Origin of the sequence: Pelagovum pacificum (assembly GCF_016134045.1) — a bacterium.
In the GTDB taxonomy this organism is placed as follows: Bacteria; Pseudomonadota; Alphaproteobacteria; order Rhodobacterales; family Rhodobacteraceae; genus Oceanicola; species Oceanicola pacificus_A.
The window spans coordinates 607574-620335 of the sequence record NZ_CP065915.1 but is presented as its reverse complement, the minus strand read 5'-3'; the positions used below and the strand labels follow the sequence as shown (position 1 = coordinate 620335).

General features: G+C 69.1%; 10 protein-coding genes. 8 read left to right on the top strand and 2 right to left on the bottom strand.

Annotation, left to right across the window (positions count from 1 at the left end; genetic code table 11):
- Positions 1-17: 17 nt before the first annotated feature.
- Positions 18-1301, bottom strand: a complete 1284-nt coding sequence (urtA, locus tag I8N54_RS03215) for an urea ABC transporter substrate-binding protein (protein ID WP_140193951.1) — start codon at positions 1299-1301, stop codon at positions 18-20.
- Between the two features lie 529 nt (positions 1302-1830).
- On the opposite strand from urtA, the gene I8N54_RS03210 reads away from it, so the two are divergent.
- Positions 1831-3027: an MFS transporter gene (locus I8N54_RS03210; RefSeq protein ID WP_140193952.1), complete on the top strand. Its 1197-nt coding sequence runs from the start codon at positions 1831-1833 to the stop codon at positions 3025-3027.
- Here the strand turns inward: I8N54_RS03210 and I8N54_RS03205 are convergent.
- Positions 3024-4694 (bottom strand): glycosyltransferase family 39 protein, encoded by a 1671-nt coding sequence (locus I8N54_RS03205; RefSeq protein ID WP_197097514.1) that lies wholly within the window; start codon positions 4692-4694, stop codon positions 3024-3026. The two genes, I8N54_RS03210 and I8N54_RS03205, sit on opposite strands and share 4 nt — an antisense overlap.
- Positions 4695-4841: 147 nt before the next feature.
- Between I8N54_RS03205 and I8N54_RS03200 the strand changes: the two genes are divergently transcribed.
- Genes I8N54_RS03200 through I8N54_RS03170 form a run of 7 tightly spaced genes read left to right on the top strand, consistent with a single transcriptional unit; the run spans position 4842 to position 12754 of the window.
- Positions 4842-5567, top strand: coding sequence for a glycosyltransferase family 2 protein (locus I8N54_RS03200; protein ID WP_197097515.1), 726 nt, complete (start codon positions 4842-4844; stop codon positions 5565-5567).
- A gap of 60 nt (positions 5568-5627) precedes the next feature.
- On the top strand, positions 5628-6659 hold the full coding sequence (locus I8N54_RS03195) for an autotransporter outer membrane beta-barrel domain-containing protein (RefSeq protein WP_140193955.1): 1032 nt from the start codon (positions 5628-5630) through the stop codon (positions 6657-6659).
- Positions 6640-7713 (top strand): hypothetical protein, encoded by a 1074-nt coding sequence (locus I8N54_RS03190; RefSeq protein WP_140193956.1) that lies wholly within the window; start codon positions 6640-6642, stop codon positions 7711-7713. The genes I8N54_RS03195 and I8N54_RS03190 overlap by 20 nt, the downstream gene beginning before the upstream one ends.
- A gap of 11 nt (positions 7714-7724) precedes the next feature.
- On the top strand, positions 7725-9350 hold the full coding sequence (locus I8N54_RS03185; protein WP_198571749.1) for a glycosyltransferase family 39 protein: 1626 nt from the start codon (positions 7725-7727) through the stop codon (positions 9348-9350).
- A complete protein-coding gene (locus I8N54_RS03180; RefSeq protein ID WP_140193958.1) occupies positions 9347-11326 on the top strand; it encodes a DUF2298 domain-containing protein in 1980 nt (659 codons plus the stop codon). Before I8N54_RS03185 ends, I8N54_RS03180 begins: the two co-directional genes overlap by 4 nt.
- A complete protein-coding gene (locus tag I8N54_RS03175) occupies positions 11323-12240 on the top strand; it encodes a lysylphosphatidylglycerol synthase transmembrane domain-containing protein (RefSeq protein ID WP_140193959.1) in 918 nt (305 codons plus the stop codon). Before I8N54_RS03180 ends, I8N54_RS03175 begins: the two co-directional genes overlap by 4 nt.
- Positions 12230-12754: a hypothetical protein gene (locus I8N54_RS03170; protein WP_140193960.1), complete on the top strand. Its 525-nt coding sequence runs from the start codon at positions 12230-12232 to the stop codon at positions 12752-12754. Before I8N54_RS03175 ends, I8N54_RS03170 begins: the two co-directional genes overlap by 11 nt.
- Positions 12755-12762 lie beyond the last annotated feature (8 nt).

The following is a 12762-nucleotide window of genomic DNA, read 5'->3' as shown; positions in this document are numbered from 1 at the left end:
GTCGTCCGTCAGGACGATCAGTAGTTCGAGGTCAGCTGCACGCAGGTCTCGGTCTCGGTGTTGTACATGCCGCAGCCGAGGCCGGGCCAGTCCGAGGTGAGCGGCGCGGAGGACGGCAGGAAGTCGGTCCATGCATCGCCCGGCACCTCTTCGGTCTGGGAGATGATGTCGAACTGGCCGTCGTCGCGGATCTCGCCGATAAGGACCGGCTTCGTCAGGTGGTGGTTCGGCAGCATCTCGGCGGTGCCGCCGGTCAGGTTCGGGAAGGTCTGGCCGACCATCGCGTCGATGATCGTGTCGACGTCGGTGGTGCCGGCTTCCTCGACGGCCTGAACCCACATGTTGAAGCCGATGTAGTGGGCTTCCATCGGGTCGTTGGTCACGCGTGCCTCGTCGCCGATGAACTCGTGCCAGGCGGAGATGAACTCGGCGTTGGCCTCGGTGTCGGCGGACATGAAGTAGTTCCAGGCGGCGAGGTGGCCGACCAGGTCGGACGTGTCGAGACCGGAGAGCTCTTCCTCGCCCACGGAGAAGGCGACGACCGGGATGTCGTCGGCGGACACACCCTGCGCGGCGAGCTCCTTGTAGAAGCCGACGTTGGCGTCGCCGTTGATCGTGGAGATCACACCGACCGGCTCACCGTCGGCCGCCAGCGCCACGACGTCGGAGACGATCGTCGCCCAGTCGGAGTGACCGAACGGCGTGTAGTTCACGAAGATGTCCTCTTCCGCGATGCCGTTGTCCATCAGGTAGGCTTCGAGGATGTTGTTCGTCGTGCGCGGATAGACGTAGTCGGTGCCGAGCAGCGCAAACTTCGTGATGCCGAGCTCTTCGAGGAAATAGTCGGTGGCCGGGATCGCCTGCTGGTTCGGCGCGGCGCCGGTGTAGAACACGTTGCGCGAGCTCTCTTCGCCCTCGTACTGGACGGGGTAGAAGTAGAGGCCGTTCAGCTCTTCGATGACCGGCAGGACGGCCTTGCGGCTGGCGGAGGTCCAGGAGCCGAAGATCACGTCGACTTCCTCGACGGTCAGCAGCTCGCGCGCTTTCTCGGCGAAGGTCGGCCAGTCGGAGGCCGGGTCGACGACGACGGCTTCGAGCTCGCAGCCGAGCAGGCCGCCGGCTTCGTTCTGCTGCTCGATGAGCATCAGCATGGTGTCTTTCAGCGTCGTTTCCGAGATCGCCATGGTTCCGGACAGCGAGTGCAGAACGCCGACCTTGATCGGCTCGTCGCAATCCTGGGCGACGGCGGCGGTGCCAAGCACCGCGAGCATCGGCAGCGCTGTGAGTGAGCGATAATTCATTGTAAGTTTGTCCCCTTGGGCCGCGACCGCACCCGGCCGGTCCGCGCGGGCGGACCGGAGACGGACGCAGCGTCTCCGCGGCATTTTCATGTCGAGGCAGTCCCCCGGACCGGCTGGCTGCTTCCGCTTCGGAAAGCTGGCCGACCCCGGTCTCGTCCGCCCCGCACAGTGGGTAGCTTTTGCCCTGCCGCCACGGAAAGGCCGCCACGCCGAACCAGGCCGCATCGGGCCTATATGCCCTATTTGTACGCAAAATCAGCGGGCGCCGCCATAAAATTGGGCACGAGACGCTCCGGCGTCGCGATATTTGGCGACTCGGCGCGCTGACGCACAGAACGGTCGCACCGGTTTCTCCGCGCGCGCGGGCGGAAATCCGGTGTGCCGCCCTTGATTTGGCATCGACGAGAACCCTTTATCCCCCAAGCCTGCTCGCGACGGCCCGACGGTCGCCGCTTGGATCAATCAACCAGTCTTACGGCGTCTGGGTGCGCTTCGCGGTGGCGGAGTCGCGCACGCCTCCGGAGTTTTCATGACCACCTTGTTTCGCGATCCGAGAGCCTACGCCCTGTTGCTGGCGGCGACCCTCACCATCATGTCCAACGCGACGATCAGCCCGGCGCTGCCGCTGATCGAGCAGAATTTCTCCGACACGCCGAACGCCGGGCTTCTGACCCGGCTGCTGGTGACCGCACCGTCCCTCGTCGTGGCCTTCCTCGCCCCCTTCGCGGGCGGCGCGGCGGACCGGTTCGGGCGGCGACGGCAGCTGCTCGTGGGCACAATACTCTACGGGATCGCGGGCACAGCCGGGCTCTGGCTCGACAGCCTGATGCTGATCCTCGTCAGCCGCCTGGTCCTCGGCGCGGCGGTGGCGATGATCATGACCTCCCAATCGGCATTGATCGGCGACTTCTACGACGGCGACACCCGCGCCCGCTTCATGGGCTACCAGATGTCGGCGGTGAATTTCGGCGGCTTCATCTTCATCTCGCTGGCGGGCTGGTTCGCGGCGATGTGGGCGATGCTGCCCTTCGCGATCTACGGCTTCGCCTTCGCGCTGCTGCCGCTGCTGATCTTCGGCCTGCCCCGGACCGAGGTGATCCCGACCGCCGACGAGTCGTCGCCGCAACACGGCGAGGGCGCGAACGGCTGGAAGATCATGGTCGGCGCCATCGCCGTCTTCTCCGCCGTCACCTTCATCCTGTTCTACGTGCTGCCGACGCAGGTGGCCTACTACCTCAGCAGCCTCGGCCGGAACGATCCGACGGAGGCCGGGCACGTCATGGCGTCGCTGACGCTCTGCGCCGGCCTGTCGGCGATGACCTTCGGACCCGTCCGCGGCGCGCTCGGCCAGTCGGGGACCCCGGCGCTTGGTCTCGCGTCGATGTCGATCGGCTTCTGGGTGCTGCACACGTCCGAGGCGATCGGCCTCCTGATGACCGGCGCCGCGATCGTCGGGATCGGCATGGGCTACGTCATGCCCTGCTTCGTGAACCTCGCGCTCGGCGCGGCCCCGCCCCACCGGCGCGGCATGGCCACCGGGATCGTCACGACCGCGATCTTCCTCGGCCAGTTCCTGTCACCGCTGGCGAGCCAGCCGGCCATCGCGGCCTTCGGCTATTCCGACACCTTCGCCGGCTCTTCGGTACTGCTGATGATCATGGCGATCGTCGTCCTGATCGGGCTGAGAGAGCGCACCCCCGCGCCCTCCTCCAGCGGCGCGCACTAGCGCAGCGCCTCCAGCAGCCGCGCCTCGAGCGCGGCTGCGTCGTAGCAGTCGAGCGGCGCGTAGAGCGACACGATCGGATGGTCGTAGACCCGCCACGGCTCCTGCGCGAAAGCATCGTCGAGACGCAGCCCCGGCAGGGGATATCCCCGGTCCGCGTGCCAGACCCGTTCGATACAGGCGTCCGTTTCCAGCCACCTGTAGTAGGCCGTCGTCAGCGGAAACCGCTCCGGCAGACGCGGCATCTGCTCCGACTGGCGGCCGGAGGACACCGCGACGAGGTCCGCCTCCGCCAGCATCGAGGCGATCCGCGCGGCCTTGTCCGCATCCTCCGCCCCCGTGATGTCGAGGTCGAGCAGCGTGAAGCGCTCTTGCGGCCATCTCTGCGGCCCTCCGGCCTCGAGCGAGACCGCCACGGGCAACCCTTCGTCCCAAGCGGATTCGTTGGCGATGACCGTCACGCCGTCTTGCGCCCAGATCCAGCGCGACGCGTCGAGCCTCGGATGGTTGCCGTCATGCAGCAGCACGGCCCCCGCCCCCCACCAACCCGCAACGACGAGCAGGAGGAGCGACACCGCGCGCGGCATCCGCGACAGCGCGAGGGCCGCCAGCGCAGCCCCCGCCGGCAGCGCGGGCGCGGCGTAGCGCAGGGCCGAGACGAAATCGAACAGCACCGTCAGCAGCACACCGACGAAGGCCACGAGCAGGATCAGCGCCCGCCCCCGCATCCACGGCACTCCGGCCAGCAGCAGCGCCACGCCCGCCGGGCCGAGCCCGAAAAGGGTGAAGTCCCGCAGGAACGCTGCCGCCGGATAGCCCGCCTCCCACTGCCATGTCGGCGGGATTTCCATCACCTTCATCGCGAAGAGTTCGCGGAAGTCCTCGACCGCCGAGGCTGCCGGCAAGAGACCGTCGAACAGGAACGGGCTCGCCAGCCGCAGGGTGACGAGCGTCGCCACAAGCCCTGCCAGCAGCTGCGTCGAGGCAAGTCGCCAGCCCGACTCCCGCGCCGACAGGCCGACCGCCAACAGCGCCGGAAAGATGAGCCACGCCCCGGTGATCTTGCAGGCGAGCGCGAGACCGAAGCCCACCCCGGCCGCCAGCGCGTGCCGCACCGATCCGCCCGGCAACGCCACCAGGCCGAGCAGGCACCACGCGTATCCCGCCACCAGCCAGGTGTCGCTGGCATAGAAGTTCGCAAGCTGCAGCGCCGTGGGCGCGAGCGCATAGACCGCCGCCGCCCCGAGCGCCGGCCAGATACGCCGGCACAGCGCGTGGGCGAGGAAGAACACCGCGAGGATCGTCGCCGTGTCGATCAGCGCGGTGACCGTCCGGCCGGCTTCGATCAGCTCTTGGAAACCCCGCGCCTCGCTGCCCGACAGCAGGCCAAGCATCGCCAGGAGTGGCAGGTCCCCATAGACGTTGAAGAACCCGATGGTCCTCGGGTTCACCGCCGCGCCCGCGCCATCAAGGATGCCGCTCAGCAGGCCGCCGTCCCCCCGGTCGGTGACCTCGAGCATGTCGGTCAGCATGAAGACGAGGTGCCGCTCGTCGGGATTGAGGAAGGCGAACCCGTCCCAGTCCGTGCCCGACAGCCTCAGCCATCCGCCCGCGATGACGAGGGCAGCGACGATGGCCGCGATCGCCAGCGGCGACTTCTCGATCCTCATGCCTGCCCTTCGTCGTGATCCCGCCCGATAGGACCCGGAACCTCCCGCCGCGGCAAGGCGATTTCCCTGTTTCGACGTCCGGCCCCGTGCTAGCACCGCCGCCAGTCGACGGGGACCGCTCCCCGCAATCGGGAACGGGCACGAACTTTGGCCAGGGACCTCTCCATCGTCATGCCGGCCTACAACGAGGCCGCCAATATCGCCGCCGCCATCGAGGAGGTGCACCGGCTGGTGATGCCCCATGTGCGCACGGCGGAGATCATTGTGGTCGACGACGGCTCGACCGATGACACCGCCGCCCTGCTGAAGGGGCTGGAAGCCAAGCACGCCGCATTGCGCGTCGTCCGGCAAGAGAACGCCGGCCACGGCCCGGCACTGATGCGCGGCATCACCGAAAGCGACGCCGACTTGCTGCTGTTGCTCGACAGCGACCGGCAGATCGACCTCGCCGCCTTCCCCGCCCACCTCGGCCGGATGAAGGCAAACGCGCTCGACGCGCTGCTCGGCGTGCGCACGCCGCGCAACGATCCGACATCGCGCCGGCTGCTGAGCCGGATGATGCGCCGGATCATCGCCGCCCGTTTCGGTCGCGCGCCCCGCGACGCAGGTGCGCCCTACAAGTTGATCCGGACCGAGACCTGGCGCCGCCATGTCGCGCCGCACGTGGCGGCCGACGCCTCAGTGCCCTCCGTCCTCGCCGCGATCATCCTGCTGAACGGCACGGAGGCCCGAACGGAGGAGGTCGAGGTCATGCACAAGGCCCGCGCCGCCGGACGCTCGACCCTGAACCTGCGGCGCATCTCGGCGCTCTCCTCCCGCGCCGTTACCGAAATCCGACAATTGCACGGCAAGCTGGGACGGCGGACGCCTTAACAATTGCGTGGACGCCGGGCGGGCGGCATAGTCTCCGTGTATTTCGCGGGGGGAATACCCATGACCAGATCCGCCGGCCGGCTTCTCGGCCTCCTGTCCGTTTTCGTCCTTGTGGCGCTGATCCTCGCGCCTGGCAGCGCAACGGCGCTCAACGTGCCCGGCTCGCCGCTGCAGGTCACACCGAAGCTGACGGAAGAGGCGACGGTCCAGCTCTCCCACGGGGTGCACGACAACGTCCGGCAGGCCCGGACGTCCGACGGGATTACGGTTTCCACCTCCGGCGTCACCGACGCGGACGGAGAGACCGATCTCACCGCCTTCGCCAGCACCATGACGCTCGACGGCGGGTGGAGCATCGTCAGCGACTACCGCTGGCAGAACATCACCCAGAATTCGGAATTCGAGGGTGACATCAACAGCTTCAGCCTGATCGCCATCAAGTACGCCACGCCGTCGCTCGGCTTCTTCGGCGGCCTGATCGGCGAAAGCTACGACGGCGATACCGACTACAACGACGGCTCCGTCTCGGCGGAGGGTCTCGGCCTGACGCTCGGCGTCGACTACATGGCCGCAGAGAACTTCTACATCGTCGCCAGCGTCGGCCGGCTCGGCATGGACTACGAGACGGTCCACTCCAACGGGCTGGTGCGGGGCGACTACAGCTCCGACGTGACCTACGCCAAGATCACCGGCGACACGAGCTTCGCCGACCCGAGGACGCTGACCTCGCTCCAGTTCGGTCTCACCTGGGTCCACCAGGAGAACGACGCCTATACCGAGAGCAACGGTCGCGCGGTCGGGTCGTCCTCGGTGACCTCGACGTACCTCACCGCGTCGTCGCGCACCGAGTTCGCGACCGGCCTGCCCGTCGATCCGTTCTTCGAGTCGCAGTTCGCCTACCAGCTGTCCGACGACGACGACCTGCCCGTCGCGCTGTTCCGCGTGAACGACGAGCGCGTCTCGGGCCGCGCGGCGTTCGGCGTGTCGAAGGCAGTCGGGGCCGGCTCCGTCGAGGCAGCGATCGGCTTCAACGTGACCGAGCAGGGCTATACCGGCATGGACGCCGTGCTTCGTGGCGTCATCACCTTCTGATCGGGGACGGCACCGCCCGCTGACGGATGTCCCCCTCGCCCTCCTGCGGGCCCTGGCGGTGCTGGGGCTCGGCTTTCTCGCCATGTCGCTCGGCCCGGTGCAGGCCGCGTTCGAAGGTCTGGCGACCGCCCTCGCCGCGCTCAGTCACCTGTTGCTGTCGATCGGGAACGGCGACCTCGTGCGGACGGGATCGGAGCTGCGCGACACGGTAGCCGGATGGGCGGTCGACGTGACCTCCGTCTGTGACGGGCACGGGCTGCTGATCGGCTGGCTCGCCCTGCTGGCCGCCCTGACGCCACCCCCGCGCCGTGCGCTGACCGCCGCGGTCGGCGGCATCCTCGCCATCCAGCTGTTCAACCTCGTGCGGATCGTCGTGCTGGCCCTGGTTCTCGGCCAGTCCGAACGGGCGTTCGTTGGCGTCCACCTGTTCGCTTTCCCCCTTCTGACCGGTATCCTGCTGGCGGCCCTCGCGCTCACCACGGCCCGGCAACCGGGCGCGCTGGTCTTCGCGGTTCTCGCCGTCGGCCTCTCGATCCTGTGGGTCCTGCTGGCGGGGCCGGCCGCGCATGTCGCCGCGCTGCTCGCCAACGGCCTGCTCGCTCTCGGTGGCCCGGCAGAGGTCGGTGAGATCGCGCAGCGTTCGGTCGGCTGGACCGTCGGGTCCTCCGTCATCGCCGAGACATCGCCGCTGGCCTTCCTGCTCGCCCCGCTCGATCCGGCGGATTTCCTGTTGCCGGCGCCGCTGCTGGTCGCCTCGCTGATCGCTGCCCGCCCCGGCTGGCGTGATGCCACACTCGCAGGGGCAGGCTTCCTGATCGCCGCTCTGCTCGCCATCGCCATCGCAGCCGTCACCTCCATCGCGGCACTGGCAGACGCTTACGGCCTGACGCAAATCGCCGTTCCCTCGGGCGCCGGAACCGTGACGGCAGAACCCTACGCCGCCCCCGGCGAGACGACGATCGCGACGCTACGCCTCACGCAGAACATGCTGGTTCACCTTAACCTGCTGGTCCTGCCCGCGCTGGTCCTGTTGTCCGGCCCACCTCGCCGATGACCCGGACCGACATGACCCGGACAGAGCGGCACTGGCTCCTCGCGGTCGTCGCGGCAGGCACGTTGCTCCGGCTGATCGGGATCGGCTGGGACGGCTGGCTCGGCCTGCATCCCGATGAATGGAACCTCGTGCAGGCGGCCTTGCGGCTCGACTGGCCCAACCGGCTGCTGCCGGATTTCTTCGCGTACAACGGTCTGGCGGTCACGCTGCCGCGGCTGCTCGGCGCAGCGATCGCGCTCGGCCCGCCGGAGGCGCATCACGTCTACCTCGCCGCGCGGCTAATCTCGGCCCTCGCCGGAGGGGCGGCGATCTTCGTCGCGGCACGTGTCGCACTGCAGCTCGCCGGCTCACGCGCTGCACTTTTGACTGCCGGGCTCATCGCGGTCTCGGAACCGCTGATCCGCTGGAGCCACTTCGGGACGACCGAGAGCGCTCTGACCCTCGCCGTGCTGCTGCTCTGGCTGTTGGCGATCCACGCGGTACGCGCGCCATCCCGCCTGCGAGACGTGATCCTGCCCGCGCTCGTCACCGGGCTCGCGCTCGGCCTCAAGACCAGTGCGGCGGCGTTCCTCGTTCTGCCGGTCTCCGCGCTCTTGCTGAACCGCGCGCGTCCGCTGCGGCTGGCGCTTCCCGACGCGGTGCTGCTGGTGCTGCTGGCGGTCGCGCTGATGCTGGCGACCTCACCGGGGATGCTGCTTGACTGGACGACGTTCCGGGCCGTCATGGCCTACGAGGGCGGCATCGTCGCGGGCACGGTGCCGGTCTTCTACACGCGCCAGTTCGACGGTTCGACGCCCCTTCTGTTCGAGCTGCGCCAGCTCTGGGGCATCATGGACGGCGCACCGCTGCTGCTTGCGCCCGTCGGCATGGTCCTCGCGCTGCGGTCCAAGAGGTGGAAGGCCGCGCTGCCAGCGCTTGGCTTCGTGCTGCTCTACGGGATCATCGTCACGGGGTGGGAGGCGCGCTTCGTGCGCTACCTCGCGCCCGTCATTCCGATCCTTCTGGTGTTCGCCGGGCTGGCCGCCGACCGGCTGCTGCGCCTGCCGTCGGTCACGGGGCGCGTGGCGCTTATCATCGCGCTCGGAGTGCCGGTCGCCTCCGGCCTTTCGACCGCTCTCGGGTTCCTCGCACAAGACCCGCGCATCGCGGCGGGGCGGTGGGTCACTGACCACGCGCAGCCCGGCGACATGGTGATGTTCGAACCGGCAGAGCCCGGCGTGGTCGCCTTTGCCAACGTCGAGTCCGCGGTCCTGCCGCTCGAAGCGGGCCTGTCGGGCGATGCGCCCCCACTGGCGGAGGCTGTCGCCGAGGCAGACATCCTGCCAATCCTGAGCCGGCGCCACTGGTCGGTGCTGCCGCGCTATCCCGGCACGCCGCTCGCCTGCGCCTATTACACCGGACTGACCGACGGCAGTTTCGGCTTTCGCCCCGTCGCGACGTTTCGGCGAGAGGCGCCGCTCGCCGGGCTGTTCTTCCCCGGCCTTGCGGCGGAGGAAACCCGCGTCGTGTTCGACCGACCGCACGTCGTCATCTTCGCCCGGACCGAGGCGGTGCCCGCCGAGACGATTGCACGCCTGCTCGATACCGAACAGACGTGCGACATCGGGCAACTGGCGGGGAGCTTCGCGGCGCGATGATCGGGCTTGACGCAACCGAGTGGGCGGAAGTCCTGCGCTGGCTGCTCTGGCAGTTCGCTGCCGGGATCCTCGTTCTGCCCGCTCTCGACCGGCTCGCGCCGGGCCTCGGGGCGGCGGGACCGTCGGTGGCGAAGATCCTCGCCCACGTCGCCCTCCCGTTCGTGCCTTGGGTCCTGTCCGTTTTCGGACTGGCGTCCTTTGCCTCCGCCGGCCCGGCAATCGGCGTTCTGACGCTGGCGCTGCTCTTCACGCTGACCCGTGAGCCGCTGCCCTGGAGGCGCATCGCGGTGACGGAGGCACTGTTCCTGCTGCTGTTCCTGCTCGGCCTCGCGGCAAGACTGGCCGAGCCGAACCTGAACACGCTGGAGAAGTTCACCGACCTCGGCCTCGTGCAAGCGGCACTCCGCTCCGACCACATGCCCCCCGAGGACCTGTGGTTCGCGGGCGCGGCGGTGAATTACTACTACGTCGGCCACGCCTTCACCGCACTCTGGACGCGGCTAGCCGATGTTCCGGCGGATCACGGCTACCAGCTGATGATGGCGTCGCTCTTCGCGCTGACCGGTCTCGGCGTCGGCGCCGTCTGCCTGCTGTGCCTGCGGCACGTTCCGCGAAGGCTGGCGGGACTGCTCGCCACTATCGGCGCGGCGCTCGCGCTTTACGCCGGCAACCTCCACTCCTTCCTCTACGACGTGCTGCGCGACTGGATGCCGACGGCGAAGGACAGCTTCTATTATCCCGACAGTACGCGCTTCATCGGCTTCGATCCCGACGTTCCGGACAAGGGCTTCACCGAGTTCACGGCCTACGGTTTCCGGGTCGGCGACCTGCATGCCCACGTGATCGCGACGCCGGTGTTCCTGCTGACGCTGGTGGTTCTATTCTCGCTGGCCCGTACCTTGCCGGAGCGTATCGAGGCGCGACAGGTGCTGTTCTTCGGCTGGCTGCTCGGCCTGCTCGGTGTCGTCAACAGCTGGGACTTCGCCATCGCCGGGCTGATCGGTGCGATGATCTTCGCGTTTCTCGTCGCACGGCCCGGTGCACGGGACCGGCTGGTGGCGATGGCACTCGGCGCGCTGGCGGTGGCCTTCGCGACGGCGGCCCCGTTCCTCGCGGGCTTCGACTCCTTCGGGCAGGGCGTACGGCTGGTCGCCGCGTCCTCCCCGCTGTGGCAGCTTGGCGTCATCTACGGTCACGCGCTGCCGGCGATCGTGGCGTTGCTCGTCCTGCTGTTCGTGATCCGGAAGCCGCCGGTGGGGCTGCTCTTCGCAGGCATTCTGGCGCTGGCGGCGGTCCTGCTGATCGTCATCCCGGAGGCGCTCTATCTCAAGGACATCTACGGCGCGGATTACGCCCGCACCAACACGATGTTCAAACTCAGCTTCCGGGCGCAGACGCTGTTGCAGATCGCGTCGCTGGTCGCCGTCGGCACACTGGCGGCGCGGGGCACAGTTGCGGCCGTGGTCGGCTACCTCGTCGCCGTGCCGCTGCTGCTGACCTTCGCCTATGCGAGCTGGACGGTCCGGCCGCCTTCGGCGATCGGTTCGCTCGACGGGCTGGCGTTCCTCGGAGACGAACGCTCGCTGGCGGAGGCACTGGCCGACCTGCCGCTCGCACCGGGCGAGGCGATCCTCGAGGCGCCGGGCGAAAGCTTCACCTCCGGGAGCCGGATGTCGACGGTGGCGGGCAAGCCGACGCTGATCGGTTGGCGCGGGCACGAGCTTCTGTGGCGCGGCCACATGGCCGACGTCGACGCACGGGTCGCACTGGTCGACCGGATCTACCGCGAGGGGTTCACGCCCGGCACCTGCCGCCTCCTCGCGCTGTTCGACGTTCGCTACATCGTCGTCGCCCGCGCGGAGCGCGACCGATACGGCGCGGAGGTTGCGGACCGGCTGGCAACCGGCACCGTCCCCGCGGCCGAAAGCGACGCGGGCGCGATCCTGCGGGTCCTGCCCGGCCCCTGCCCGGGATGAGGCGCTGGCTTACCCTTCTGCTGCGGCTGGTCGTGACCGCCGGGGCGCTCGCCCTTGCCGTGCGGCTGGCGCGGCCCGTGGCGGCGACCGAGGGGCTTGGTCCGGTGGGGCCCGTCTGGCTGCTGATGGTCGTTTGCGCGCAGCTGGCCGTTTTCGGACTGATGTCCGTTCGCCAACGGATGCTCGCCGCCCGGTTCGGAGCGCGGATCGGCGCGCGCGAGTCGCTGCGGATTACCTGGGCCGGGTTCGGGCTGTCGCAAGTCGCGCTCGGAACCGTCGGGGGCGACGCGCTGCGCATCGTCGCGCTGGAGCCCGCCTGCGGCGGCTGGCGCCGCGCCGTGCGGCTGGTGGTGGCCGATCGCGCCGTCGGGCTGATCGCCCTCTGCCTGCTCGGCAGCGTCGGGTTGTCGGTGATTATCGGCCCGCTGCCGTTGCTGCTGTTCGTCGCGCTCGCGCTCCTCGGGCTGATCGCGGCGGAGGTCGTCCGGCGCCTTTACCGGGGCGCGGCACTGCTGCCGGTGATCCTGACCGACCTCGGCTGGCTGGCCCGGACGAGAACGGGCTGGAGCGCGCTGCTCCTGTCGGTTTGCGCACATCTGTCGGGGATCGCGACATTCGTCGCGGTGAGCCGCGCCTTCGGTCTGATGCCGCCGATGCCCGAGACGCTGGCGGCTTTGCCGGGGGGCATGCTCCTCGCGGTGCTGCCGGTCTCGCTCGGCGGCTGGGGGCTGCGCGAACTGGGTCTGGCAGGCATCTACGAGGCCCTCGGTAGCCAGTATGCCGATTCTGTCACGTCTTCGGTCCTGTTCGGATTGTCCGCCGTTGCGCTGGGACTTCCCGGTCTGGTATGGTTCGTCTTGCCGAAATCATTTCAGTTCGGGCGTTTCTGGGGAAGGCGGGATCATGGTCGATAGGACGACGCTACTTGCGCTGACGACCGCCCTGGCACTTTGCGCGACCGGCGCGCTGGCCCAGACCGTGACTCCGACCCCCACGTTCGCCCCGACGCCGACAGTGACCGTCTCTCCGACGACGGTACCGACGCCGACGCCGACGGTAACCGTTGCGCCCACACCGACGAGCGCACCGACCCCGACGGCCACGACTGCGCCGACACCCACAGCGACGACGGCCCCGACCGCGACCACCGCGCCGACCGTCACGACCACGACCGCCCCGACGGACGAGCCGACCGCGACAGAGGCCCCGACCGAAGAGCCGACGGCGACCGAGGCCCCGACCAGCGAAGCACCCACGGAAGAACCGACAGAGGCACCGACCGAGGCGCCCACGGCGACCGCGACGCCCACCCCGGCGGACGTTCAGGCGGTGCCGGGCGGCAGCCCGCCGGGCCGCATGCCCTGGCTTCTGGGCTTCGGCATCCTCGCCTTCGGCGCAGTGCTGATCTGGGCCCGCCGGCGCGACTGAGCGCCGAC

Excerpts from the sequence above, each read along its gene's own strand:
- I8N54_RS03210 (WP_140193952.1), top strand. The coding sequence starts at position 1,831 with ATGACCACCTTGTTTCGCGATCCGAGAGCCTACGCCCTGTTGCTGGCG.
- I8N54_RS03170 (WP_140193960.1), top strand. The coding sequence starts at position 12,230 with ATGGTCGATAGGACGACGCTACTTGCGCTGACGACCGCCCTGGCACTT.
- I8N54_RS03195 (WP_140193955.1), top strand. The coding sequence starts at position 5,628 with ATGACCAGATCCGCCGGCCGGCTTCTCGGCCTCCTGTCCGTTTTCGTC.
- I8N54_RS03180 (WP_140193958.1), top strand. The coding sequence starts at position 9,347 with ATGATCGGGCTTGACGCAACCGAGTGGGCGGAAGTCCTGCGCTGGCTG.
- I8N54_RS03205 (WP_197097514.1), bottom strand. The coding sequence starts at position 4,694 with ATGAGGATCGAGAAGTCGCCGCTGGCGATCGCGGCCATCGTCGCTGCC.
- I8N54_RS03185 (WP_198571749.1), top strand. The coding sequence starts at position 7,725 with ATGACCCGGACAGAGCGGCACTGGCTCCTCGCGGTCGTCGCGGCAGGC.
- I8N54_RS03175 (WP_140193959.1), top strand. The coding sequence starts at position 11,323 with ATGAGGCGCTGGCTTACCCTTCTGCTGCGGCTGGTCGTGACCGCCGGG.
- urtA (WP_140193951.1), bottom strand. The coding sequence starts at position 1,301 with ATGAATTATCGCTCACTCACAGCGCTGCCGATGCTCGCGGTGCTTGGC.